This is a genomic window from Chryseobacterium vrystaatense (assembly GCF_000737765.1).
Taxonomy (GTDB): Bacteria; Bacteroidota; Bacteroidia; order Flavobacteriales; family Weeksellaceae; genus Chryseobacterium; species Chryseobacterium vrystaatense.
On sequence record NZ_JPRI01000002.1, the window covers coordinates 274,637 to 300,857 of the forward strand.

At 34.6% G+C, this 26,221-nt stretch carries 30 protein-coding genes; 16 read left to right on the forward strand and 14 right to left on the reverse strand.

The annotated features are described in order from the left end of the window. Positions 1-49: 49 nt before the first annotated feature. Genes IW16_RS06725 through IW16_RS06735 form a run of 3 tightly spaced genes read right to left on the reverse strand, consistent with a single transcriptional unit; the run spans position 50 to position 2,714 of the window. Positions 50-1,540, reverse strand: a complete 1,491-nt coding sequence (locus IW16_RS06725) for a relaxase/mobilization nuclease domain-containing protein (protein WP_034741348.1) — start codon at positions 1,538-1,540, stop codon at positions 50-52. After that, a complete protein-coding gene (locus tag IW16_RS06730) occupies positions 1,537-1,905 on the reverse strand; it encodes a hypothetical protein (RefSeq protein WP_051889989.1) in 369 nt (122 codons plus the stop codon). Before IW16_RS06730 ends, IW16_RS06725 begins: the two co-directional genes overlap by 4 nt. Next, positions 1,902-2,714 (reverse strand): hypothetical protein, encoded by an 813-nt coding sequence (locus IW16_RS06735; RefSeq protein ID WP_034741349.1) that lies wholly within the window; start codon positions 2,712-2,714, stop codon positions 1,902-1,904. Before IW16_RS06735 ends, IW16_RS06730 begins: the two co-directional genes overlap by 4 nt. 1,075 nt (positions 2,715-3,789) lie before the next feature. Here IW16_RS06735 and IW16_RS06745 point away from each other — a divergent pair. The 16 genes from IW16_RS06745 (at position 3,790) to IW16_RS26875 (ending at position 17,287) form a co-directional block, all read left to right on the forward strand. Next, the gene (locus IW16_RS06745) at positions 3,790-4,119 is read left to right on the forward strand and encodes an ArsR/SmtB family transcription factor (RefSeq protein ID WP_028122609.1); all 330 of its coding nucleotides are present in this window, start codon (positions 3,790-3,792) and stop codon (positions 4,117-4,119) included. Positions 4,120-4,178: 59 nt separating this feature from the next. Continuing rightward, positions 4,179-4,643: a DUF6428 family protein gene (locus IW16_RS06750; RefSeq protein ID WP_028122608.1), complete on the forward strand. Its 465-nt coding sequence runs from the start codon at positions 4,179-4,181 to the stop codon at positions 4,641-4,643. 19 nt (positions 4,644-4,662) lie between these two features. Beyond that, entirely contained in the window at positions 4,663-5,277 is a 615-nt protein-coding gene (locus IW16_RS06755) for an arsenate-mycothiol transferase ArsC (protein ID WP_034741354.1), read from the forward strand. Between the two features lie 3 nt (positions 5,278-5,280). Beyond that, the gene (gene arsB / locus IW16_RS06760) at positions 5,281-6,324 is read left to right on the forward strand and encodes an ACR3 family arsenite efflux transporter (RefSeq protein WP_034741357.1); all 1,044 of its coding nucleotides are present in this window, start codon (positions 5,281-5,283) and stop codon (positions 6,322-6,324) included. A 260-nt stretch (positions 6,325-6,584) separates the two neighbouring features. Next, positions 6,585-7,103 (forward strand): helix-turn-helix domain-containing protein, encoded by a 519-nt coding sequence (locus IW16_RS06765; RefSeq protein ID WP_185116418.1) that lies wholly within the window; start codon positions 6,585-6,587, stop codon positions 7,101-7,103. 83 nt (positions 7,104-7,186) lie between these two features. Continuing rightward, a complete protein-coding gene (locus IW16_RS06770) occupies positions 7,187-9,727 on the forward strand; it encodes a heavy metal translocating P-type ATPase (protein WP_034741361.1) in 2,541 nt (846 codons plus the stop codon). Between the two features lie 525 nt (positions 9,728-10,252). Further along, positions 10,253-10,435: a hypothetical protein gene (locus tag IW16_RS06775; protein ID WP_028122604.1), complete on the forward strand. Its 183-nt coding sequence runs from the start codon at positions 10,253-10,255 to the stop codon at positions 10,433-10,435. A gap of 226 nt (positions 10,436-10,661) precedes the next feature. After that, positions 10,662-11,546, forward strand: a complete 885-nt coding sequence (locus IW16_RS06780; protein WP_034741366.1) for a DUF3347 domain-containing protein — start codon at positions 10,662-10,664, stop codon at positions 11,544-11,546. Positions 11,547-11,558: 12 nt separating this feature from the next. Next, positions 11,559-12,080 (forward strand): DUF305 domain-containing protein, encoded by a 522-nt coding sequence (locus tag IW16_RS06785; protein ID WP_034741369.1) that lies wholly within the window; start codon positions 11,559-11,561, stop codon positions 12,078-12,080. Positions 12,081-12,119: 39 nt separating this feature from the next. Further along, entirely contained in the window at positions 12,120-12,779 is a 660-nt protein-coding gene (locus tag IW16_RS06790; RefSeq protein ID WP_034741371.1) for a DUF3347 domain-containing protein, read from the forward strand. 2 nt (positions 12,780-12,781) lie between these two features. Beyond that, a complete protein-coding gene (locus IW16_RS06795; protein WP_034741374.1) occupies positions 12,782-13,231 on the forward strand; it encodes a heme-binding domain-containing protein in 450 nt (149 codons plus the stop codon). A gap of 23 nt (positions 13,232-13,254) precedes the next feature. After that, the gene (locus tag IW16_RS06800; RefSeq protein ID WP_034742681.1) at positions 13,255-15,525 is read left to right on the forward strand and encodes a multicopper oxidase family protein; all 2,271 of its coding nucleotides are present in this window, start codon (positions 13,255-13,257) and stop codon (positions 15,523-15,525) included. Positions 15,526-15,631: 106 nt separating this feature from the next. Then, positions 15,632-16,045, forward strand: a complete 414-nt coding sequence (locus tag IW16_RS06805) for a bleomycin resistance protein (protein WP_198417452.1) — start codon at positions 15,632-15,634, stop codon at positions 16,043-16,045. A 59-nt stretch (positions 16,046-16,104) separates the two neighbouring features. Next, on the forward strand, positions 16,105-16,479 hold the full coding sequence (locus IW16_RS06810; protein WP_027381139.1) for an ArsR/SmtB family transcription factor: 375 nt from the start codon (positions 16,105-16,107) through the stop codon (positions 16,477-16,479). Next, positions 16,476-17,078, forward strand: a complete 603-nt coding sequence (merTP, locus tag IW16_RS06815; RefSeq protein ID WP_028122596.1) for a mercuric transport protein MerTP — start codon at positions 16,476-16,478, stop codon at positions 17,076-17,078. The genes IW16_RS06810 and merTP overlap by 4 nt, the downstream gene beginning before the upstream one ends. After that, a complete protein-coding gene (locus IW16_RS26875; protein WP_072410579.1) occupies positions 17,078-17,287 on the forward strand; it encodes a GDCCVxC domain-containing (seleno)protein in 210 nt (69 codons plus the stop codon). Before merTP ends, IW16_RS26875 begins: the two co-directional genes overlap by 1 nt. 382 nt (positions 17,288-17,669) lie before the next feature. Here IW16_RS26875 and IW16_RS06820 read toward each other — a convergent pair whose 3' ends face one another. From IW16_RS06820 to IW16_RS06875, 11 genes are all read right to left on the reverse strand, one after another. Beyond that, positions 17,670-18,476 (reverse strand): PRTRC system ThiF family protein, encoded by an 807-nt coding sequence (locus tag IW16_RS06820; protein ID WP_028122595.1) that lies wholly within the window; start codon positions 18,474-18,476, stop codon positions 17,670-17,672. A gap of 2 nt (positions 18,477-18,478) precedes the next feature. Further along, positions 18,479-19,225 (reverse strand): PRTRC system protein B, encoded by a 747-nt coding sequence (locus IW16_RS06825; RefSeq protein WP_051889991.1) that lies wholly within the window; start codon positions 19,223-19,225, stop codon positions 18,479-18,481. A 44-nt stretch (positions 19,226-19,269) separates the two neighbouring features. Next, positions 19,270-20,445: a hypothetical protein gene (locus IW16_RS06830; protein ID WP_034741379.1), complete on the reverse strand. Its 1,176-nt coding sequence runs from the start codon at positions 20,443-20,445 to the stop codon at positions 19,270-19,272. Between the two features lie 90 nt (positions 20,446-20,535). After that, positions 20,536-20,754, reverse strand: a complete 219-nt coding sequence (locus tag IW16_RS06835) for a PRTRC system protein C (RefSeq protein ID WP_027379053.1) — start codon at positions 20,752-20,754, stop codon at positions 20,536-20,538. 11 nt (positions 20,755-20,765) lie between these two features. Continuing rightward, the gene (locus IW16_RS06840) at positions 20,766-21,308 is read right to left on the reverse strand and encodes a PRTRC system protein E (RefSeq protein ID WP_028122592.1); all 543 of its coding nucleotides are present in this window, start codon (positions 21,306-21,308) and stop codon (positions 20,766-20,768) included. Beyond that, positions 21,281-21,523, reverse strand: coding sequence for a hypothetical protein (locus tag IW16_RS26570; RefSeq protein WP_028122591.1), 243 nt, complete (start codon positions 21,521-21,523; stop codon positions 21,281-21,283). Before IW16_RS26570 ends, IW16_RS06840 begins: the two co-directional genes overlap by 28 nt. A 385-nt stretch (positions 21,524-21,908) precedes the next feature. Continuing rightward, on the reverse strand, positions 21,909-22,139 hold the full coding sequence (locus IW16_RS25630; protein ID WP_051889993.1) for a hypothetical protein: 231 nt from the start codon (positions 22,137-22,139) through the stop codon (positions 21,909-21,911). Next, on the reverse strand, positions 22,140-22,853 hold the full coding sequence (locus IW16_RS26575) for a DUF1281 family ferredoxin-like fold protein (protein ID WP_159437613.1): 714 nt from the start codon (positions 22,851-22,853) through the stop codon (positions 22,140-22,142). A 13-nt stretch (positions 22,854-22,866) separates the two neighbouring features. Then, the gene (locus tag IW16_RS06865) at positions 22,867-23,262 is read right to left on the reverse strand and encodes a single-stranded DNA-binding protein (RefSeq protein ID WP_028122590.1); all 396 of its coding nucleotides are present in this window, start codon (positions 23,260-23,262) and stop codon (positions 22,867-22,869) included. A gap of 570 nt (positions 23,263-23,832) precedes the next feature. Continuing rightward, positions 23,833-24,543 (reverse strand): toprim domain-containing protein, encoded by a 711-nt coding sequence (locus tag IW16_RS06870; RefSeq protein ID WP_316931915.1) that lies wholly within the window; start codon positions 24,541-24,543, stop codon positions 23,833-23,835. 549 nt (positions 24,544-25,092) lie between these two features. Further along, positions 25,093-26,217 carry a hypothetical protein gene (locus tag IW16_RS06875; RefSeq protein ID WP_117590634.1) on the reverse strand — a complete coding sequence of 375 codons (1,125 nt, stop codon included), beginning with the start codon at positions 26,215-26,217 and terminating at the stop codon, positions 25,093-25,095. Positions 26,218-26,221 lie beyond the last annotated feature (4 nt).

Here is a 26,221-nt window from a genome sequence, read left to right on the forward strand (position 1 = left end):
ATTGTTGTTGGACCGAAGATGATTTTTATATCAGCCGACAACCATCATTTTATCGTCTTTTTTTTCGTCTTTTTTTGAGCTCATTTTCGACAGGGTCTTTTGCAGTTCCTGAACTTTTCATCAACTCAAACAGCAGTTCATCAACTGCTTTGTTTAATTCTGTTTTCTCATTATTTTCAGTCCGGTTTTCTGCCTGCACTTCATTTACGCCTGTCGGATTCAGAAATTTTTGATACTCCTTTTCCCCAATTAATGATTGGAGCTCTCCGATATAATGGAACCGAGTATGAACCACATACAGCTTTCCGTCTTCAGCCCTGGTTATGGAAATATCCTTTTTTTCATCATTTGTGTTTTTTTGATTTTTAATGAAACTTTTGACTTCAAACTGAACTTTTCGATAGGTTTCCAAATCTTTCTTTCCTCGGTTTTCAAAAAGCATAAAGCCCTTGATCTCTATTTCCGGATATTTTTTATTTAAAAATTCAAGCAATATTTTTTTTGATTCCTGGTTCGGAATATTATAATCTTTCAGGATTTCAAAAGTCTTCTTATCTAGCTTGTCAGAAGTAAATTCAAACACTTCATTCATTTTCAGTAGATCACTTCCTTTATAGACTTTTCCTGTTTTATGGTCGATCACGGTGTAGCCAAAAGGATTTTTATCTTCTTTATGATGGAAAACCACATCGATCCCGAAAACATCTTTCAGCTTCTTTTGGAGTTCACTTTCAAAACTGATTTTTATTTTTAAATTATTTTCTCGTAATTTTTCTTTTGGGAGCATTGACTCCTTTTTTCTGTCATCTTCCACCTTGAAAACCTTGGTGGAATACAATTGTTTGTATTTGCTTAATATGGCTTTGATCTGCTTTGCCCTTTTATCATTTTTACTGTTATCAAAAACAATCTGATTTCCTGAAAGTGTTTGCTGTATTACTCCGTTTTTTAAAATGTTAAAAGAATTTATATCATCTGTGTTTTTGCCTATCTTATAACCATTTCTGCTGAGTAAAGTTTCCAACTGATTGAGCGAACTTATTTTATAGTTCAACAGTTTGCCAAGTTCTTCTTCCGGTTTCTGACCATACAATTTTTCCATTGTAACGCTTAAAGCTTTTTGGGCTTTAAGCCTTTCATAACTATCATTGATCTTTTTCCCTGTCTGTTTATCGACTCTTGTAGTAACTATATGAGCGTGATTATTATCGGTGTCACTATGAAAAACTACAATGAAAGGCTGTCCTCCATATTTCATTTCATCCATAAAATTCTCAGCGATCTTAGTCAGCTCTTCTTTCGAATGTCCTTGAAATTTCGTAGAGATCATCGCATGAAATTGAGGCTTTAATACTTTTTTGTTTCCAATCGAAATAGCTCTCAAATAGTTTCTTACTTCCTCCTTGCTGCTTGATTCGTTAATGAAGGAAGGAAAATTTTTCATCAGCATTAATTCTCCGGTTCCTTTGTCAATTTTCTTATCGTTATAATGAACTCCTGGAAAACTGGGACCTGCCGGATCCATAATCTTAACAATCATCTTGATAGCATTGCGTAGATTTTTGTAAACATTTCGTTCTGTTCTTTCTTCAGAATTATGATCTCTGATAACTTATTCGAAAATTTTCTGGTTTCATTTTCGCTGATAAACTTTTGACTATTTGCTATTTTTGCTACCTGATTAATATTATTTTCAATCTTTCCGAAAATGTTATCTTGTTTTTCAATGAACGCTAATACTTTTCTTCTCTCGTTGTCCATAAACCTATTTTCTACAGAATTAACAATTAGACTTGTTAAAGAGATTTTTTTTTCTGAACAGGCTTTTTTCCACTTTTCTTTTTGGATGATGGAAATCCTTATTTTAATGTAATGTTTCTTCCTAATATCCGTCTTATTTATCATTCAATTACATTCAGATAATTAATCGGAAAAGTGGTCATGCCCTTTATGGTACCGGTAAATTTTTCGATTTGATTTTTCCAAAGAAGTAGATTGAAATCAACGTTCGTTAATGAAATAATGCCCTGCTCTACTCCTGAACTAATTCCATTTGAGTTCCCACTTACTAAAATATTGCTCAGTGAACCCACACTGCCATCCGACATAAAACCTAAATCCCGTAATGGTTTTGAAAGATTCAGTATTACGTAGCTTGAAGTGATAGGTGTTGAACAAATTATACTGACATCTAAATAGCCAATTGTTCCTATTCGCCGCGCATCGATTTGCCCAGTTATTCCTAGACCTGATGTTCCTAATCTATATATTTTTGTAGATAATGTATGCTGACGAGGATTTGTAGGAAAAGGAAGGTATGTGTTCCACGAGGATTGTTCAGAAATAGTATTTGCAGAAAGTGTTTCGTCCAATACGATAAGAGCATCGTAATAAGTAGGCTCCTTAAACATCTGATTCCAAAACATACCATTGAAATAGTAGTACCCTTCTTCAACAATATGAATGACTTGACCCAAAAGATTTGATGCAGGTTGAGTCACGTAAACAATGGCACCTTTTTGCAATACTGAATAAGTTTTATTTGCAAGTTGATCACCTGTAATTCTTGGGGGAATTATGCCATCAAAGTGATTGGGCAGATCTGGTTTGCCGACAATATCCAAAGTTGCTGCGGGTGTCTGCGTATTAACTCCAACCTGAGCTTTAACGATAATTGCAAAAACAAATATTAAAAGGTTAAATGATTTTTTCATTTTTTGATAAAATTTCTACGGCAAAGTTGTATCATAAAAACCTCTAAAACAATAGTTTTGATGGGAGTTGGGCTAATTAAGAACACTCTGGATGAGTCTAGAATCTATAAAGATTAAAAAAGAATAAATTGGATTAGTTTGGAATCTTAACTTAAATTTCACCTAACATAAAAAAACAAGTTCCGCCGTTTTTTCTCCTTTTTGCAGAAAAGGCAAGATCGTCTTTGTACTCGAAAATTTGCCAAAATTTGTGGGTACAAAGACACATCTTGCTCAAAAAAAGCCGCTTATTTTTCGGAGTTCTGAAAAACGATTAATAGTATTGATAATCAGCAGTTTTGATTCTTTTATTGTTTTTATTGGAAATGTGTGGAAGTGAAGTCTGAGCATACGAAAGTAAATAATAAATCCTTTCAAAGTGATAATTTATCTATCGTATTGTAGATCAAATCGTAAGGATTTTGACCTGTACTTATCTTAAGCAGGTGACCTGTATATGATTTACGCAGGTATGAACTCCAGCTGTATGTGTATTACGCAGGTTTGATGATCGGCATGATTCTATTTTATGATGATGATCTGTATCTTATTTACACAGGTATGAATTTAAAGCTGTATTTATTTTATGCAGGTTGATGACTAGTATAATCCTTTTTATACAGTTTGCAGGGAAAGCTACAGCAGAGTTCACAATACATTCCGTCAAATTAAAAAAGGGAAGAGAACCTGACATCCCCTCAAAGCTTTTTTGTTCGGAAAAACGTAGGACTTTAGACTTTGGAATTGCGTTTTGCAAAAAAGCGAAGTGGCTTTGAAAGGACATCCAACAAAACCAACCCTAAAAGCAACCGCCATCATTGCCCGGAAATCAACAACAGGATATCTTTACTGAATTACCGCCAGATAAAAATAAACATTGTAAATATTATTGAAAATGAAAAAGAGCGGATAAAAAAAATGATCCGAATTTGCAACATTTGGTGCAACAGGGGTAAACTTCACTAAATATTTTTTTAAACAATTTTGGTAGTTAAAATATTAATCGTAATATTGCGATGTATAATTTTTGATAAAAATGGGAGTTACAAAAACTGAAATATACACGGAACAGCAGAACCGTTTAGCAACTTCGCTAAAGGCATTGGCTCATCCTGCACGCATAGCTATCCTGCAATATATCATTAAACAAAATGCCTGTATTTGTAATGACTTGGTAGAGGAATTGGGATTGGCACAAGCTACCATTTCGCAGCATTTGAAAGAACTAAAAAACATTGGTATTATCAAAGGAAATATAGAGGGAACCAGTGTATGCTACTGCATTGATGAAAATGTCTGGCAGCAGATTAAGAAGGAACTCAATACTTTCTTTGTTGACGATATAGGTATTGATAAATGTTGCTAAGCATTTATTTTAACCAAATCAATCGTAATAATGCAATATAACAATTAAATAATGAAATTATGAAACTATCAAAAATCAAAGAAATCTTACCAACATTAGAGCATGTTGAATTTCAATTAGAGAACGGAACGTTTGTTCCCGAACATTTCCACGTTACCGAAGTTGGGCAAATCAATAAAATTTTTATTGATTGTGGTGGTGTAATCCGCAATGAAAAAGTTGTCAATTTCCAATTATGGAATGCTGACGATTACGAACATAGATTGAAGCCAACCAAACTATTAAATATCATCAAACTATCCGAAGAAAAATTAGGTATGGAAGATGCCGAAATTGAAGTAGAATATCAAATTGATACTATCGGGAAATATGATTTGGATTTCAACGGAAAAACATTCGTACTGAAAAGTAAAACAACAGCTTGTCTTGCTCAGGATGCTTGCGGTATTCCTGTCGAAAAGCAAAAAATAAAATTATCAGCGTTGAATAATGCTTCCTGCACACCTAATTCAGGATGTTGTTAAACCCTTTAAATCAATCAAAATGTATAAGAATTTAGTTGAAACAATAAACAATGTTACTACTTTTCAAAACATCAGTGAAGAACGCAAAAATATATTACGACCACTGATAGATTTTGTACAGCAAAAAGTAAACAATAGTCAGGAAATAAGTATCAACTTCATTTGTACCCACAATTCCCGAAGAAGCCATTTATCGCAGGTTTGGGCACAGGTAGCAGCAGCACACTATGTTATCCCAAAGGTACATTGTTATTCGGGTGGTACAGAAGAAACGGCATTATTCCCGAAAGTGGCAGAAGCATTGACACATCAGGGATTAAGTATTTTCAAAATAGCAGATACCGACAATCCTGTATATGCCATAAAGTATAGTGATAATTCTTTGCCGATTGTTGGTTTCTCCAAAAAATATGATAGCCCTTTCAATCCTGTATCAGCGTTTGCAGCTATTATGACCTGTTCACAGGCAGACGGCGGATGCCCTTTTATTGCAGGAGCAGAAAAGAGAATACCTATCACATTTGAAGACCCTAAAATTTCAGACAATACACCGGAACAATCAAAGGTCTATGCTGATAGAAGTTTACAGATAGCAACGGAAATGTTCTATGTTTTTTCAATGATTAAAATGTAGCCGATGCAACCAAAACTAAAATTCTTAGACAGATACCTTACCTTATGGATATTCCTTGCAATGGCAGTAGGTATAGGATTGGGATATATTTTTCCCGGTATTTCAAAAATTACAAATGCGCTATCCGTAGGCACTACAAATATTCCGTTGGCAATAGGTTTAATATTGATGATGTATCCGCCATTAGCAAAGGTTGATTATTCATTATTGCCTATGGCGTTTAAGGATAAAAAAGTAATTGGTATATCCTTATTGCTGAATTGGGTTATCGGTACAGTGCTAATGTTCGGGTTAGCCGTTTTATTTTTAAGGAATGAACCCGATTATATGACAGGTTTGATACTGATAGGTTTGGCAAGATGTATCGCAATGGTAATCGTTTGGAGTGATTTAGCTAAAGCAAACAGAGAATATACAGCTATGTTAGTTGCATTAAACAGTATCTTCCAGATATTTACTTACAGTTTTTTAGTATGGTTATTCATCAACGTATTACCTGCAAAATTAGTATTAGCCAATTTCAATGTAAGCGTATCAATGAAAGATGTTACCGAAAGCGTATTGATATATTTAGGTATTCCTTTCTTGGCAGGTTTTTTAAGCCGATACATCCTTGTAAAATCAAAAGGTATAGAATGGTATAACCGGAAATTTGTACCCAAAATATCGCCCATTACATTGTATGCTTTACTGTTTACTATAGTATTGATGTTCAGTCTGAAAGGCGATAAAATAGTAGAGTTGCCAATGGATGTAGTAAAAGTAGCAATACCGTTAATCATCTATTTTATACTTATGTTTTTCGTGAGCTTCTTTATCAATAAATCTCTTAAAGTTCCTTACGATAAAAACGCATCCATCGCATTTACAGCCACAGGAAACAATTTTGAATTGGCAATAGCCGTAGCAATATCGGTTTTCGGTATTCATTCGCCACAGGCATTTGTGGGCGTTATCGGCCCATTGGTGGAAGTTCCTGTACTGATATTATTGGTACGTGCAAGTTTGTGGCTAAAGAAGAAATATTATGACCAAAATGCTCATTGATGCTTTGAATAAAGAAATGATATAAAGAAAGTCAGCAAACTACTTGACCAGTTTTCCATTTGGCAGATATAAATTTAAGCAATATTAAAAATGAAGAATTGGACAACGCAGTGGATAAATACATCAATTGACAACTGTTCTACAATTACAAGAAAATATTAATTGTAATTTTATAGAGCTTATTTTAAGCTAATTTCAAATAAAGCACAAAATATATCACAACACTCTTTATAAAAAATATGGTTTGCAACCGTTGTATTATGGTAGTGCAGAATGAATTGGAGAAGCTTGGATTGACTGTGAAAAATATAAAGCTGGGAGAAGTTACCTTGGATAAAGAATTAGCTGAAAACGTTAAAACCAATTTAGTGCAAGCACTGACTGTATTAGGTTTTGAATTAATAGATGATAAAAAAAGCCGAATTATAGAAAAAATAAAAAATATTATTATTGACCTCGTTCATCATCAGGATGGCGAAACAAAATACAATTTGTCGGATGTTTTAAATAGCAAGATACACCACGACTATAATTATCTCTCTAATTTATTTTCAGAAATTGAAGGCACTACTATCGAAAAATATTTTATTGCCCAAAAAATAGAGAAGGTAAAAGAATTATTGGTATATGATGAACTATCTTTGAGTGAAATTGCTTTCCGTTTAAATTACTCAAGTGTAGCCTATTTAAGCAACCAATTCAAAAAGGTAACAGGACTTACCCCAAGTTATTTCAAGCGAATACGAGAGGATAAAAGAAAACCTTTGGATAAGGTCTAAGTAAATCTTACAAATCATTCCCAAAATTCCACAACGAAAAAATGGAAACAATACGGAACTTTGTATCATAAAACTCATACAAAATGGTACACAAATATCAAGTAACAGGTATGACCTGTGGAGGTTGCGAAGCAAAGGTGAAATCAGCTTTATTAAAGGTTGAAAATGTGACAAATGTTGAAGTTTCAAAAGATGAAAACTCAGCTACCCTGACAATGGATAAACACATTCCAACTACACAATTGCAAAAAGCATTAACCGCTGTTGGAAAATATACCATAGAAATGAGCAATAACAAAAGCCCACAACATACCACGACAAATGAACCAGTGGCAAAATCCTGCTGCTCTGCTCATTCTCACGATGATAAAAAAACAATCGAAGTGACTAGCAATATAAAAGGCAAATACTATTGTCCAATGCATTGTGAAGGCGATAAAACTTATGATAAAGCTGGCGATTGCCCTGTTTGTGGAATGCATTTGGTAAAAGAAGCAGAATTGAATGTAAAGAAAACGATGTACACCTGCCCAATGCATCCCGAAGTTATTCAAGATAGTCCGGGTTCATGTCCTATATGCGGAATGGATTTAGTACCCATGGAACCAAGCGATTCCGAAGAAAAAAAAACCTATCTGGATTTGCTTAAAAAAATGAAAATTGCAACCCTCTTTACGGTGCCAATTTTTATTATTGCCATGATGGAAATGGTACATAACAATCCGTTATTTCAAATAATGGACAGCAACATGTGGAACTGGGTGCAATTTCTGTTTTCAATTCCTGTTGTTTTCTATGCTGGTTGGATGTTTTTTGTACGAGCTTGGAAATCCATAATCACTTGGAATCTAAATATGTTTACCCTTATCGGAATAGGAACTGGAGTTGCATTTTTGTTTAGTATTGTAGGAATGCTGATTCCGAATATCTTTCCGGAAGAATTTAAAACCGAACACGGAACCATTCATCTTTATTTTGAAGCAGCAACAGTAATCATTACACTGGTCTTGTTGGGACAATTGTTAGAAGCAAGAGCACATAGCCAAACCAGTGGAGCTATAAAAGCGTTATTACAATTAGCACCAACCGAAGCTACTTTGATTGGTGAAGGGGGCGATAAAGTGATTTCCATTCATGATATTAAGAAAGGTGATTTATTACGCGTAAAACCAGGAGATAAAATTCCAGTTGACGGAAAAATAACCGATGGTGAAAGCAGTATTGATGAAGCAATGATTACAGGAGAACCAATTCCCGTTGACAAAAAGAAAGACGATAATGTAATTTCGGGAACAATCAACGGGAACAAATCATTTGTAATGATGGCCGAAAAAGTAGGTTCTGAAACATTACTTTCTCAAATTGTACAAATGGTTAACGATGCTTCTCGTTCAAGAGCACCCATTCAAAAATTAGCCGATAGTATTTCTAAATATTTTGTACCCATTGTAGTAATCATTTCAGTAATTACCTTTTTTGTTTGGGCACTATTTGGTCCAGAACCAGCGAAGGTTTATGGATTTATAAATGCCATTGCAGTTTTAATCATAGCTTGTCCTTGTGCTTTAGGTTTAGCCACGCCGATGTCTGTGATGGTGGGTGTGGGCAAAGGAGCACAATCTGGAGTATTAATTAAAAATGCCGAAGCCTTAGAAAATATGAATAAGGTGGATGTTTTAATAACAGATAAAACAGGAACGCTAACTGAGGGAAAACCTTCTGTAGAAAAAATTTACGCATCAACTAATAACGAGGATGATTTATTGCAAAATATAGCTTCCTTAAACCAATACAGTGAACATCCATTGGCACAAGCAGTAGTCAATTATGCCAAAACAAAATCTATTTCATTAATTGGAGTCAAAGATTTTGAAAATGTTACAGGAAAAGGAGTTACAGGAACGGTTACCAATAGAAAAGTAGCATTAGGCAATAAAAAACTAATGGAACAGGTTAAGGCAACTATTTCTAACGATTTAGAAACCAAAATTATTGCAGAACAAAAACTTGGTAAAACGGTTTCTTACATTGCTGTTGATGATGTTACAGTTGGTTTTGTTTCAATTACCGATGCGATAAAAACTTCGAGTGCAGCAGCGATAAAAGAACTAATGCTCCAAGGTGTAGAAGTAATTATGCTTACTGGCGACAATGTTAATACAGCCAAAGCAGTAGCGGATGAATTAGGTTTATCTTCCTATAAAGCAGGATGCTTACCCGAAGATAAACTCAACGAAATTAAACGTTTACAAGCAGAAGGGAAAATTGTAGCTATGGCTGGTGATGGTATAAATGATGCTCCGGCATTAGCACAAGCCAATATCGGAATAGCTATGGGAACTGGAACTGATGTAGCCATAGAAAGTGCCAAAATAACTTTAGTAAAAGGCGATTTATTAGGTATCGTTAAAGCAAAAAATTTGAGCCATGCTGTTATGAAAAACATCAAGCAAAATTTATTCTTTGCCTTTTTCTACAATGTGCTTGGTGTTCCAATTGCAGCAGGTATTTTATATCCGTTTTTCGGAATTTTATTATCTCCAATGATTGCAGCTTTAGCAATGTCTTTAAGTTCTGTATCGGTAATCGTAAATGCATTGCGATTACGCAGTTTTAAACTTTAAATGAATTATTCAATAAACAAAATGGAAAAGAATAATCAAGACTTACGATTCAAAACAAATATTAACTGTGGTGGATGTGTAGCATCTGTAAAACCTCATTTGGATAATACCATGGTATAATATGCCATTGGGAAGTAGATACAACTAAAGACAAGGTGCTTACCGTAAAATCAGAAGGAATTACACAAGAACAGGTAATTGAAACTGTACAGAAAGCAGGTTTTAAGATAGAACCATTAAACAAAGATAATTTCCTTATCCTAATAACCTGTTTAGTTATTTAACTTATAACAAACACTTTAGGTAATTAACTGTATATTTATTTTAATAAGCATAAAAAGGACTATGCAGACTAGTGATTTAGATATTTTATCTATAATTCTGTGTTTGCAGTTCACGAAAGTGCAAAATATAGCAATTAAAAGAAATAATTTCATAATTTTGTAGTGTTGAAAAATTTGAGTAAACATATCAGCTTTGTCATCTTACTATGTTTGGGCTTTTTCCTAATGCCAAGCATAAGCTATGCTTGTGCAAAAAAAACAACTAAGACAGAGCAAAAGTCCTGCTCAAAAGATCAATCTGCAAAAGCAGAACATAAAAGCAGTTGCAAGGACAAGTCCTGTAAAAAATGCAAAAATGGTCACGACTGCGACGGCAATTGTAAGCACAGTTCATGTGGATGTAGCACTTCTTCATCTTCTGTAAGCTTACCAATACCAATAGATTTAAAAACAGCTAACCCTTTTGCTGAAATTAAAAAGCAAAAATTCGGTTTCAAAGAAGCCTACTATTCTTCAGGCTACTCTTCCATTTGGCAACCACCTAAAATAAGCTAAAACGATGGCTTGTTAGCCATACGTGTGCCTTGTCGAAAGCTGAATCCAGTTTTCGCAAACTCTTCGTATATCTTATTAAATTAAAAAAAATAAAAATGAAATCAATATCAAAAATATTGATGGTAATCATCGTATTACTATCAGCCGTAAACAGTTTTGCACAAATCAAAAATGCAAAAACAGAAACTGTAAAAATATATGGCAACTGCGAAATGTGTAAAACAACCATCGAAAAAGCAGGAAATTTAAAAAATGTAGCCACGGTAGATTGGAATAAAGATACCAAGATTGCTACACTCAACTATGATGGTAAAAAAACAAATCAGGACGAAATATTGAAACGCATTGCCTTAGCAGGTTATGACAGTGAGAAATTTTTGGCTCCAGATGATGTATATGCAAAATTATCCGACTGTTGCCAGTATAAAAGGGAACTAAAACCAGTTGCAAAAACCAGAGATGCAGGTATGGATATGAAAAATGAACACGCCAACCATAACCAAAGCGATATGGCTCAAAAAAATACCACTGAAACACAAAATGTACCGCAATTAAAAGCCGTTTTCAATAACTATTTTTCAGTGAAAGATGCGTTGGTAAAAACTGATGCAGGTACTTCTTCCGCAAAAGCTACCGAATTGGTAAAAGCCATTAAAGCAGTAGAAATGACAAAACTTTCCAACGAAGAACATACCGTTTGGATGAAAGTAATGAAAGATTTAACTGCTAATGCAGAAAAAATTGCTATAGCAAAAGATGTTACCAAACAAAGAGAAATTTTCGCTTTACTGGCTAATAATATGTACGAATTAGCCAAAGTTTCAAAACAAGAAACACCTGTTTATTATCAACATTGCCCAATGTACAATAATGGTAAAGGAGCAAATTGGCTAAGCAAAGAAGAAGCAATTAAAAACCCGTATTACGGCTCCAAAATGCTTACTTGCGGTAGCGTACAGGAAACTATTAATAACAAATAAAACGCTATTGTTATGGAAAGTATGGAAAACCAACACGAAATGCAACATAACCATAAGAATGAAAAGCATAATACTAATCACTCTTTAGCAATGTACAAACGCTTTGCTGTAATGGCTGTTGCTATGTTCATAGCTATGTACTTCATTATGTATGCTATGATTGACGGCTTACAGAACCTTATCCTGAACATCAATAATTTGTATATGACTTTGCTGATGGTTTCTGCAATGTTGATTATAGAACTATTGATAATGAAAGGAATGTATGAAAGCAAAAAAATCAACTGGGCAATCATAACGGTTTCCCTTGCGATTGGTATCTTTTCTTGGTTTGGTATTCGGGAGCAATTATTTGTGGGAAATAAAGAGTTTGTAAAAGGTATGATACCGCATCACGCAGCAGCAGTATTGATGTCTGAAAAAGCTAAGCTTACCGACCCCGAATTGATACAGTTACAAAAAAACATACTGGAAACACAGGCACAAGAAATCGAATTTATGAAGCGTAAGCTAAATGAATTTGAAAACAAATAAATAAGACAAATTTCTTCAATAATATCAAAAATAAATAAAATGAAAAATATAATTTTCTCAATCATTACATTAGTAACAGTTGCAGCGGTAACAATTTCCTGCAATCAATCTTCAAATAAAAATAGCGACCAGCAAGCTAATGATAGCACAACAATTGCTGCAACTCCGGAGTTACAATCACCTACACACAATGATACGGTAGCAACTGTTACTTCAACGGATACATCTTCTCAAGAGGCAGAAAAGTCCGATGTGAAGCAAGCTCAAAAGTTTACTGTCGCACCTATAATTAAGGATTATTTGGCTTTAAAAAATGCACTTGTTGCAGATAATGACAAAGCAGCGGCTAATGCAGGAAAGCAATTGTTTACTACCTTAAAAAATGTGGATATGAACGCTATCCCAGCGAATAAACATAAAGAATATATGGAAATAGCGGAAAATGCCAAAGAAAATGCAGAGCATATTAGTGACAATGCTGGTAAAATAGACCACCAGAGAGAGCATTTAGCATCGCTAAGTAAAGACGTTTCTGACCTTATCACATTATTTGGAACTACCCAAAAATTATATCAGGACTACTGCCCAATGTACAATGATGGTAAAGGTGCGGTTTGGATTAACGAAGCTAAGACTATCAAAAATCCTTATTATGGCAGCAAGATGCTTACCTGTGGCTCTGTAAAAAAAGAGTTCTAAAAATGAAGAGAGTATTAAAGATAATGTTGACAATAGTGCTGTTTATTTTTATTGCTATTCAATTTTATCAGCCTGCCCTTAATGTAGATAAAGGGCAGGTTTACACAACCGATTTTACCCAAGCGTATAAAATGCCTGTTGAAGTAAAAGCGATGCTTCAAACCTCTTGCTACGATTGTCATAGTAACAATACTAATTATGTTTGGTACGACTATGTGCAACCTATGAGAGCATTAGTAGAAAACCACATAAAAAACGCAAAAGAGGATTTGAATTTCAACGAATGGGGTACATACTCAAATAGGAAGCAGGACAGATTATTAAACTCAATTAAAGAACAAATCGAAACTAAACAAATGCCCTTAGCATCATATACAATGATGCATAAAAACACAAAACTGAATGATGAGCAAATCAAAGTTTTAACCAATTGGCTAAAAGAGCAGGATTAAGTTTCAAGAAAAAAAATATCAAAATGAATATACCTAAAAATGTTACGATCAGGTTGCTGCAAGCAGTTTTTATACTGTTATGTTCGCAATCTCTCTTTGCACAAAAAGTAGTTCGTTACGAGTTGTATGTAAAAGATACGCTTGTAAACTACGCAGGCAAAGAAAAAAGAGCCATTTCCGTAAATGGTCAAATACCAATGCCAACGCTCACTTTTACCGAAGGCGATACAGCCGAAATCGTTGTACATAACCAATTAAAAGAAAGTACCTCATTGCATTGGCACGGAGTGTTCCTGCCCAACAAAGAAGATGGTGTGCCCTGGCTTACACAAAAACCTATTAAGGCAGGCACAACCTATACCTATCGCTTCCCAATTATCCAACACGGAACGCATTGGTATCACTCACATTCTGGTTTGCAGGAGCAAATTGGGATGTATGGCAGTTTTATAATGAAGAAAAAGGATGATGATAAAACCTTTAGAAAAGGAATTGACGATTTGCCGACTGTACCCATCATTTTAAGCGAGTGGACAAATCTTAATCCCGACAACATCAACAGGATGCTGCATAATGCCAACGATTGGGCAGCTATTAAAAAAAATGCAACACAGTCTTATGCAGAAGCTATTAGAGAAGGACATTTCAAAACAAAACTAACCAACGAATGGAAACGGATGTTGGCAATGGATGTAAGCGATGTGTATTATGACAAAATTTTAATCAATGGAAACCATACGACCGATTTAAAAAAGGTGGACGGCAAAACGCTAAAAGCGGGCGATAAAGTACGATTGCGAGTTTCAAACGGTGGTGCTTCGTCCTATTTTTGGTTGCGGTATGCAGGCGGTAAAATTACCGTAGTTGCAAATGACGGTAATGATGTAGAACCTGTGGAAGTAGATAGATTAATCATTGCGGTTTCTGAAACTTACGATATTGTAGTAACAATTCCTGAAGATGGTGTTGCTTATCAGTTTCTAGCTACTACTGAAGACAGAACACAATCCGCAAGTTATTTTGTGGGCAATGGCATCAAACAATTAATATCACCACTTCCTAAATTAAAATATTTTGAAGGGATGAAGATGATGAACGATATGATGAAGATGAATGGAGATTTGGACGATATGGGAATGAAAATGAGCCTGAACCAAATGGATATGAACGTGGTAATGTATCCTGAAATTACTGGAGAGGCAAAACCAAAAGAAGACCATAGTCAACACAATATGAATATGGAAAATGATCCCAACCGTTACAATGCAAATGCTTTGGGAGAAATCAAAACGCTGAATTATGCAATGCTACAATCTCCTTCCAATACGGAACTTCCTAAAGATGCGCCAGTAAAAGAATTGAAATTTACCCTTACCGGAAATATGAACCGTTATGTGTGGAGTATGGATAATAAAATACTTTCAGAAGTTGATAAAATACCTGTGAAAAAAGGAGAAATTCTACGAATTACCATTCATAATAACTCAATGATGCGCCATCCAATGCACTTGCACGGTTTTGATTTCAGGGTAATCAATGGCAAAGGCGAAAAATCACCACTAAAAAATGTTATAGATATAATGCCAATGGAAACTGATACCATTGAGTTTTTAGCAAACGAAGAAGGAGATTGGTTTTTCCACTGTCATATCCTTTATCATATGATGTCAGGAATGAACAGGGTATTTGCAGTTGACGATTATCAAAATCCGAATTTACCTAACAAAAAACAAGCATATAATATGTTGCAAAGAGAAAGCAATATGCCACACTTAATGGCTCAGAATGATTTTGCTAGCAATGGAAATGATGGTGATGCGATGCTTCAGAATTCAAGATGGAGTTTAGGGACAGAATGGCGATTAGGCTATAACGATATGCACGGTTATGAAGTAGAAACACATTTAGGAAGGTACATTGGAAAAATGCAATGGTTTATGCCGTTTATAGGTTTTGATTGGAGGTATCGTAAAATGGGTATGGATGAACACGAAACCAATTTATTCGGACAGAAAAATGAAAAAGATACACGTAGAGCTATTAGCTTGGGCTTTATGTACACATTACCAATGTTAGTAAACTTTCAGGCAGAGGTATATCACGATGGAATTGTACGTCTTTCTTTAATGCGTGAAGATATTCCCATCACAAAGAGATTGAGGGCTGGTTTTATGGTCAACACCGATATGGAATATATGACAGAGCTAAAATATATTATCAATAAAAATGTGGGTATTCGTACACATTATGATAGCGATATGGGCTGGGGTATTGGGTTATCTTTAAATTATTAAAACAAAGGATAAACAGCTAAGCCAGGAAACCGAAAACGTTTTTTCAATCCGTTTGAGCTGTCTCAACTATTTACCACAATATTACAATTTAAAATTGCACATGACAATGATAGAACTGATAAAGGCAACACCCGCATTTCCTGTCAGGGAAATTGACAAAGCAGTTCAATTTTACAAAGACAAATTTGGTTTTGATTGTCGGCACAAGGAAGACACTTTTGCAATTTTGGTTCGGGGCAACATAGAACTGCATTTGTGGGCTTCCTGCAATTATAGTTGGAAATGGAAAAGCATTTTTCTATTTCTAAAACCGATTAGTAGTGGGGCAGAAAGCTTTTTAGCAGGAACACACAGTTGCAGAATTGAAGTAAAAGGAGTTGAAGAGCTGTATAAAGAGCTAAAAGAAAAAGAGGTGCTTCACAATGAAAAAACAGAGATAGAAAGTACCTATTATGGCACAAGAGAATTTGCAGCATTAGACTTATACGGAAATCTTTTATCCTTTTATGAAAATGTATAAAAAGATGTTTTTGTATTTTAGTATTTGCTTAAATAAACAATTTGCTTATCTTTGTACTTATGGATAATCTTTCTTGTATAAGGCAGCAGGCGGACGTTAAGCAGATAATGCGTTGCAAAGACCGGATTAGTGAAATCAAAGGGACAGTTGATTATTTATCCAGCGGACTTGAGTTAGCGGGTAACAATGTAAGACTGAAAATACTTTTTCTTCTTTATGAAGAAAAGAAACTTTGTGTTTGCGACCTAAGCGATATTCTCAGTATGACCATTTCGGCAGTTTCTCAGCACTTGCGAAAACTCAAAGACAGAAAACTCATTGAAACGGAAAGACAAGCGCAAACTATTTTCTATTCGTTGGCAAAAGAGTATGAAAAAATGCTCAAACCTTTTTTCAAAATCCTTAACGAAAACAAAATTTTGGAAGCAATATGAAAACAGAAAAAAAATTAATCGGTGCAGGACTTTTGACAGCAATTGCTTCGTCCTTGTGCTGTATTACGCCAATTTTGGCTATAGTTGCGGGTTCAAGCGGAATTGCTTCTACCTTTTCGTGGCTCGAACCTTTTCGACCTTATTTTATTGGTATGACTGTTTTAGTTCTTGGCTTTGCTTGGTATCAAAAACTGAAACCTCAACAACAAATTGACTGTAATTGTGAAACAAATCAAAAACAAAATTTTATGCAAACGAAATCATTGTTAGGAAGTATTACCGTAATATCAGTTTTACTTCTATCATTTCCGAGTTATGCTCACATCTTTGTTCCGAAGACAAAAATCACGGCAATTGTTACTTCGACTTCTAAAATTCAGAAAGTTGAATTTACTATTAAAGGAATGACTTGTTCAGGATGTGAACATCATGTAAAGACAGAAATTAGCAAACTAAAAGGCATTGTTGAAGTTATTGTTTCTTACGAAAAAGGCAACGCAATTGTAAAGTTCGACAACAAACAAACCAGCATCGAGCAAATCGAAAAAGCTATCAACTCTACTGGTTACAAATCACTAAAAAGCAAAATTATTTCATAATGGACATCATTTTAATATCCGAAATAACTTGTCCAACCTGCGGACATAAGAAATCCGAAGAAATGCCAACTGATGCTTGTCAATTTTTCTATCAGTGTGAGAGTTGCAAAACAACTCTAAAACCTATAAAGGGAGATTGTTGCGTGTTTTGTAGTTACGGTACAGTAAAGTGCCCACCTATTCAAGAGGGAAATGCTTGTTGTAAATAACTAAACCACTATGGACTTTCAGTCCATAGATTTGAACAACGAATGAAATTCGTTTAAAAAACTCCACAGATGCACAGATAATAAAATATTAAAAAATTCATTTTATTATCTGTGCATCTGTGTCGAATAAAAAATTTATAGAAACTGAAATTCTTGCACTGAAAGTGCATAGTTTCAACTAACTATTTTAATGCTTAATTGAAACTATGCACAACGAGTTTTCTATAGTCAGTTAATACTTACAACCTTTTTTCTAAAACAAACCAAAGCCAAAGTCCGGAATTGTTTTAGAAATGGGGTTGTTCCGCTTTCCGCAAAAATACGTTTCCGACCGCAGGGAGGAATTGCATTTTTGCCGCCCAACTTTTGGTCAGGCGGTTTTTTATATTTTTATCAGTTGAGAATGGAAATTTTTTAGATTAAGGAAAAAACCTCTGTTTTCAGTCAGTCCGTTGCGAAACAAGTTCCACAATAGAGAACATCCCATTTGTGCTAATGTAGAATTAATAAACAAATCCTGCTTTTCTAATGCTTCTGCTAAACTGCAACTTGGTGTATCATCTTGCGTTTCAGACTGCAAAAGCAGTTCTCCAAATTCTTCCGTCACATAAGGAAGATTCGACGTTGTTTGATATTTTTCGGAATCAGGTTGTTTTATATTCTCAACTGTAGAAAGCAAAACCTGTCCAGAATATCGGTTGTTGCCAAAATCCATCCAATATTTAGCCTGGTTTCTGTATAATCTCCTACCCTCTTTCAATTCATTCAGAATATCAGCAATTTCAAATCGTGATTTGACATTATCAACACACGACATATAAATTGCGGACTGCATATTCTCTTGGATTCTTCCTAAAGAATCTCTTTCAAACTTTCTGACTTCGGCTTTCCAATTCGTTCCAGACCATCGGTTTGCCCGATTTATCAGTGCAACTGCCTTTGGTAATCCTACTTCACATTCTGCAAAACGCTGTCTGCCTTGATTCGCTTCTGTGACAATATCATCATCCCACAACCGCACCTGTAATCCTGCGTGTCCCAATTCAATCAATGAATGGTTCATTTCGATCAAGGCGGTCAATACTTTAGAACCTGTACCACCTGCACCTATGAGGTTTACCATTACAGGATTGGTAGGATTTAAAAGGCTATCATCGGTAAAATGGACTTTTGTTTTTTCAGATTGTATCATTAGAGTAGATTTTTTAAAGTTAGATTTGAATTGATTAGAATATCTGTCGGAAACGGCTCTTTTGAATCAATAAGGCTTTTCCAAAGGATTACCAAGTTTCCTTTAATCGGATTATGGCTGTTGACCAAATGGCTGAAATAAGAATTGAAAAAATAGTTTTCCCATTTCTTAGTAAACTCTTCGAGTGATGCGGAACTTTTAATGTTTACGTCGACCGTTCCCATACAAACACTTCCGCTTTCGTAAACATTAAAGAACGGAGCGTGAAATAGTGGTGTATCTGTATTGGGGCGTTGGTCTGTCTCCAATGCGAATATTTTCATTCCCTGCTTATTGGCACACCATAGCAAAGGTGGCACATTCGCTAAACCATTTGAAATGGAAAGCTTTTCGGTAAATAGTAACTGTCGTTCCTGTGCTTTTGTGTACCAGACCACTTTTCCATTTTCCGATGTATCTATAAATAGTACAGTTTCAGAAATAATACCACTTGGTCTTAGAAAATCTTTTTCTTTCTTATTTTGAATATTTAAAGATTTGGAGAGTCGTTGTGCCTCCCTTACAGTCAAAGGGTGGGCATTGACAGGGTTTCCATTAGGGTCAATATCAAAATGTTCAACATAACCATCGCGATTATAATCTTCTGTCTCATAAAAGACCAGTGCTGATTTAGGATAGTAAAGTGTTCCAAAATTATTGGTTATGTCGGTTTCTTCGTTCTTAATTGTATTGGCTGTATTTCTCATAGCTTGTTTTTATAATTGAATTATTTGCGCCGTGTATGCACAGATTAGTTGAGCAATCGGCACAATTCGTTTAAGACCTTAAACAACTGATTTTCAAAATCAAGGTTTTTATCCAATATATCACTTCCGTCAAAGGTTTTAAAAATCATTGGTTGCTGTGTTTCAGCATATTCGTTGAACTCATTATTGACCATACTCGTTAGATTATCATAAATCAATCCGTCACTCTCGGCAAAAAAGGAAATATATTTATCCATTGCGATAACAGTTTCCTCATTATAATTGTCATCTCCCTCCATTTCTGAGGGCTTGTTTGCATTATTATAGTGGGCATTTCTGAAAATGCTTTCATTAGGGTAATCACAATAAAGTTTAAAGGTTTTTTCTGCCAATTGAAGGCATTCTTTATCAAACCTGTTTTTCGGTATAAAACGTTTCAAGCGTTGCTCAAAAAAAAGAAGATTCTTAGCATTGGAAATTTTTTGTCCCATCATATCTCCGTTGATTTCCGCCCGTTGAAGTTCTTTTTTGCAGATGTGGTTATCTTCTATTTCTTCGTCCTGCTCTATCCAATCAGTAAGCATTTCGTAATTCCAATAGAGATAAGAATCTTCCTGTCTGTAATATGGAATATCTACATTTCTATACAGATAAGTGCATACGGACAATAGTAAGCAAGCTGCTTTTCTGTGTACCTTATTGCGGAGCAATTGATAAAGCGGTACGACGGGAACATAAAACAAGGTTGCCCCTGTGTTGCATCTTTCTTCTATTGCAAAGCAAGTCTTACTCCCTTTTTCTATCAGCCTAACACTCTGCCAATTTTCAGTCTTGGTTTTCAACTGCGTTTCAATATCTCTCAAAGCAAGGCTGATATTGTATGGATAATTAAAATGCTGTGTCGGCATTGGGGTTATATCATAATGCTTTGCTAATTGAGAAAGGGACTTATAAAAATCCCTTTCTGTTTTAGCAGACTTACGTTTGCCCTGTGTTATTGTTATTTCATTCTCCTTTAATTTCGGCATAAAGCAGGTTCTCAGAAAAGCATTGGAAGTTGGGAGATTGGAACGGATTTCCGTTGGTCTTTCTGAACTTCCGAACTGTCTTTTATCTGATGCATCCATTGTGCGTATTCCCTCAATTGTAAGTGAAGTTGCCTTTGTTTTTTTTCTTCGGGAGGTTGAATTGTCCCCGATATGGTTTTTCGTTGCATTCATTTTATTTTTGTTTGTCAGTTTATGGTTGATGGTTGTTAGCTTTTAGATTGTAATTCTATCAACTGTCAACCAAAAACCATCAACTATTTATTATCCTTTTGTTCCCATCACACTTTCAAATTGATATTCAACAGCATCATCCTTGATTTTCGGTGCTGAAATTTTTGAAGTGGTCAGTATCGGGTACGTGTTGGCGTAAAAGTTCATTACTGATTCTACGCTCCATTTTGGTTCAGGGTCAGGTAAACGTATTTCCTGTCCGTTATCTTTGAGTATAAAAACTCGGTCTAATAGGGTTGCAAGTAACATTTATAATATTTTTAAGATTCAACATTTTCATTGGTCGTTTCAGAGAATAGGCTTGGTGCAAAATGTTTCTCATATTCATCCTGCTTTTTGCGGATGATTTCAGCATAATCGGGAAATTCCGATACTTTTGGAAGAGCTGACCACGCTTCTTTGTATTTGCCGTCTTTTTCGAGTTCTTCGGCTTTTTGCAAGGCTTCTTTGTACTTTTTATCTTTGCCTTCCTTTTCTTTTTTCTCCTTGTCGGATTTCTCCTTTTCCATTGCCGATTTCTTCTTGGCTTCTTCGACCTGTTTCATAAAACTTTCCATATCTACCATTAAGCCCGATGCGGTCTGCAATGGTGTCGAAATACTTTCAAAAAATCCATTGTCCAATTCTTCCGCTGTCCCCCTTAAATTGAGTGGCGGAATCGTTTTCCTTGCCTCGTCTCCGCATTGCTCATTGTTGAGCAATACGGAAAGAACGAAACTGTTTTCTGCCCCTTGTCGGAGTGTGATTTGCAAATCTCCTGTAAGATTGAGTTTGCCTATCTGTCTGAAAAAATTGGTTTGCATAATTTTGTTTTTAAAATTGATTTTTTACTATTTCTGTTATAATTAATTTTATATTCATTATTTTGAATAATGCTCTGTAATAGGTTTCTTGCGTTTGTGGCATTCCAATCATCTTCTTTGGTCATATCCAAATAGTGTAATTTTTCATATTGTTTTACCATTTTGGCAATAATGTTCAATGCTTTATACTCCGTTTTGTCTGCGAGATTGCTCATATTGTTTTGATTTTAGTAGTTTTCCGTACATATCTTTCCAAAACCTTCTCAGTCTTTTATCTAATTCTGAAAATTCTTTGTTTGTATGTTCATATTCCTTACTCTGCTGTAATTTGGATAGCTTCATCAAGATTGGTTACTTTAATCTTGCAACCGTTTAAGTCTGTTACTCTCATTGTTGTTGAGTTAATTGATATAATGAAAATTCTTCTGTCCAAAATTCTTCGCCTGTCTGTTTTCCAAAAGCGTTGTAAATGGCATTTCCGTTTTTATAGACTTGCATTTGGTAGCAATTCAGATTATTTTCGGGTTGCAAAAATTTTTTCAAATCCTCTTTTTCCAATTCGATAAAAATCCTGCTTCTCTCCGAAAGCCATTCTTCAACTTAGGGATAATTTTCTTCCGAAAATTTGAAAAACTCTACATTGGTATCGGCATAATTCAGCCATTTTAAATCATAGTCATTTTCCAAAGGCTTTACGGCTTCGAGCCTTTTCTTTTGGATTTCTTTCCATTCTCCCGTAATGTGGATAATGGCAAAATCGCCATTATCCCATTCACTGTTGGTCATTGATTTTATCAGTAAATATTCTGTTTGTTGAAGTGATGTTTTCATTTATGCAATTTTTTGTTTGTTATTATTTATTTTCCTGTCTAATAGGATTCTCATAATCTCCTCTTTGTAATCGTAATTTTCACCTTCGAATTCGTAACAATCTGTATCTACATTGTAGATGAAGTCTTGAAAGTCACATTGATTGAGAAAATAATCCTGTAAGATTTGGTTTTCGCATATGGTCTTGCCAAAAACCATACAGCCAGATTCTTCGTAATCCAATACAAATCCGACATCGTAATGATTTGCAACAATCCATAATGCTTCGATATTTGGGCTCCATCTTGTCTCATAATGGAAAGAACATTCATCTGTTTCACTTCGATAAATTTCACAGAAGTAACCGTTTTTGCTCTTGACAAAATCGGGCAGTTGCCCAATATTTCCCTTAGTTTCCTTTTCTATCATTTCTTGAAATACATTCGAGACTTTGTCCAAAACCTCTCGATTTCCTGTGAATGTTACTTTATTGTTGCACCAATTTGCCATAATATTTGTTGTATAATTGTTGTTTTCGTAAATGTATGTTCCGCTTGTTTTGAAAGGTTCTTTTCCCTCTGTAAGGCGGATTTCTGATTTGAATTTTCTTGAAAGACTTTTTGCATACCGTATTGCTGTCGTTCTCTCGCAATAGAATTGGGAAAAGATTTCCACCTTTTCCCAATCATTCTTATCACTTTTCGGCTTCATTTGAAAGTTATATTGTGCTTCCATATTTTGAATGCTTTTAGAATGGTAAATCATCGTCCGTATCTTCCGCAAAAGCATTGGATTTCTGTGGCTGTGAAGCTGGTTGTTCTTCTGTGTCAGACTTTTTTCCGCCTCCGTGTACTTTGATGTTAGAAGTATGGAAATTCAACCCCGATTTTATTTCTCCATCTTTTCCAATCCACGCACTCGCACTTGCTCTGCCTGTAAGCTCTACTAATGTTCCCTTCGTTAAAATCTTAGCTACGTTGGCACTTAGCCAATAGGAGCAGTTATAATAAGTGGTCTGTTCTCTTAGTTCGCCTTGTTTGGTTTTAAATCTGTCATTAATGGCTAGTGAAAAATTCACGACCTGTTTGTCATTTTTTAAAGTGTTGATTTCTGCGTTTTTTGTAATTCTGCCTACGATGTTCATAATGTTAATTTTTGATTGTTAATAATTGATTTTCGAGTTTGTTAAAATTTTCGATTTGATTGATTTGGTTTCGAGGACACTCTTTTTTTTTTCTGCTTATATCCAATTGGAAAAGCAGAATTATTTGTTGTTTTATTTTGTTGTTTTTTCCGTTGATGTCAAAGACCGTCTGCGATTTAATTGATTCGTATAACTGAGGTTCCGTCTTTTTCTTTGCCGATGATCATAGGAAAGTATCAGGCATATAAAACCACAATCCTCCAAAGCTTTGGAGGATTGTGGCTCGAAATATTTTTGTCCGAAGGATTCAGGAGTGTCTGAAAAAATTATTGGAACTCGTGGAAAGAATTTTTATAGAAACCCAAAAATATTTTTTTAGGTGAATGATGCTGTCCTACATTTGCAATAGTAAAAAGCCAAAAATCAGTTAGAAGTGATTAAATAGAGGGTTTTGATAGTAGGAAAAATGTAAAATTAAACATTAGGTAATCTGTTTTTTTTAAGGTTTAACCAGTTTATGATTTTTAAAATTAAATTTCTCTTTAAAATCATTTTCAGAATTTTTACATTTTACTTTGTTGCACAAAACCACTCGTTTAAATCCTTAAAATCTTTGTACAACAAAGAACAATCTTCAACATTTTTATAGTTTTTCCGGATAACCTGTTTGATTGTAATTCCATTATCATCATTATCTAGGAAAAGTGAGGTTTTATAATATGCTCTAAGTTCTTTATCGACTTTGAAAAGCATTGCCGTAGAATTGAGAATCAAACAATCTGAAATTGAACTTTCTGCACTTTCCAAATTTTTAAAAGTCAGATAATCAAAAAAACCTTCAAAAACTACAATTTCATTGGAAGTCTTCAAATCATTTTTTATCAAAGTCACATCTTTTTTGCCCAAACATATCTTTAAATATTTATTTCGGATTTCAACGCCTCCGGAATTATTAAAAAAGCCAATTCCGAAATATTTCTTACCATTCAACATATACTCAATTTCTTTTACCAAATCTTTTTGTTCACAAACTTTTCGGGATTTTAAATATTGGATTAAAGCTGGGTGCTGAATTTCATTTACTTTTATGATTTGATAATTTTTGATTTGGACAGATTCTTCAATCTGAGTATTATTTTGAACTGAGAAGTCAAATTTATCAAGGTACTTCAAAGCATCAGAAACTGAACATTGATTCATTTGCTGAACAATTGAAATAACATCATAACTTTTCCCGGTTCCGAAATCAAAAGCTTTATTTTTCACAAAATCAACAGACAAACTCGGGATTTTTTCCTCTCTGTCGAGCGCAAAATAAAATGCCGTTTTTCGGTTTTCTTTCACGGGAAAGAGATTGAACGATTCCAAAACTGTTCTAATATTTACTTTTTCTTTTGCTTCTTCGCAATTCATTTTTTTCTTTTTTAAAGCAAATTTTTTATCCACATTTTCCTTTTAAATAAAAAAAGACTTTTTAATTACTTTTATAATACTTTTAATGATGCACCGAATCGCCTTATGGTAAAGCATTTGAACCCCATTTTCGGTGAGTGCAATTCCGAATTTCAGTGAGTGCAATTCCGAAAGTGGAGTGAGTGCAATTCCGAAAAAACAACTCATTTGTGGTGAGTGTAAATCCGAATTGTATTTTCTACTTTCATTGATTTTTCGTTTTTTTTCACATTTTCTTACAGTTATCCCTATTTTTAACGGGTTTTGAATTTTGGAGTGAGTGCAATTCCGAATTCTCAATCAAAAATTTCAATATTTTAACATTTTCTTAACTTCAGTGAGTGCAATTCCGAATTTTGGGTGAGTGGAATTCCGAACTCAAATAATTATTGGGTAGCCATTTGGCAGCAACTCTCCCATTTTTGTATTCCTGTAAATCTGTATGATGTGTTCCTGAATTTTATTTAAAAATTCGGTTCCTTGAAATTCTGTCGATTTAATTCCTTGCAATCGTGCTGTTCTAATAAATTCTTCAAAAGCTTTCTCTATCAATACTCTGGTTTGCGGAATATATCTGTATTGATGCGAAAACTGAATCATTTCACTTGTCAGCAGACCATATCTTTTTCTAAAGTAGATCAATCTTCGGCTGATTTCTTGCTTTTCATTAGGATATGCTTTTCTTAATTTCCGTTCTTCGTTACTGTTTTCAGATATATGATCATCTTCCTTCTTTTTTGTCAAACGCGGTATTACAAAAATTGAATCTCTTTTGTACTTATAATCGAAAGAGACCGTATTGAATGTATTAAGACTGCTTCTTGCAGGTTTTAGAAACTTGAAACAAAAATCCTTGGCAGTTTGATAATTCAATCCAAATTTTTTGTTCAGTGTTGACAGTTTTAATACCGTTCCATTTTCAGGGATTTTCGAAAGCCAGATAGCAAATATTATATGTTTGTTGTTTCTTACATTATAGACCAGATTGTACAGCACATAATTATATTCCGGAATGACCATCAATTTTTTCAGCCAATAACTGCTGATTAGAAAAGTGGTGTACCCTCTTTTATCGTAACTCGGTGTTGAAATGAGTCCACCGAAAGTTTTGATTTCTCTTCCTTTAGAATTAAACGATTTATACCAGCTCATTTTGAATTTTGCGAGAAATTCATAAGCATCTATCACTTGTTTTGTGGAACCGCTAGGAGAAATTTTGCTATTTCTGATTTTTATAGAAGCGAAAATATTGTTTTCGGTTTCAAATTCTTCATCAAAAAGTGAAAGCTGTTTTGGTCTGTCTTCCGGACGGAATTGTTCATTGCTGATGATGGAAATAATATTGAAAATCACCCGAAGTGCATTGATAGGAATATCGGCAGCTTCATGATCTTCAAAAATGAAATCGTCCACGAAATGGTTCCCTATTCTGATTTTTTCGGGAACTCTTTCGCTTTTATTGTCAAATTCCTTTCGGATAAGTCTTACATGCGGATCCCCCATGCTG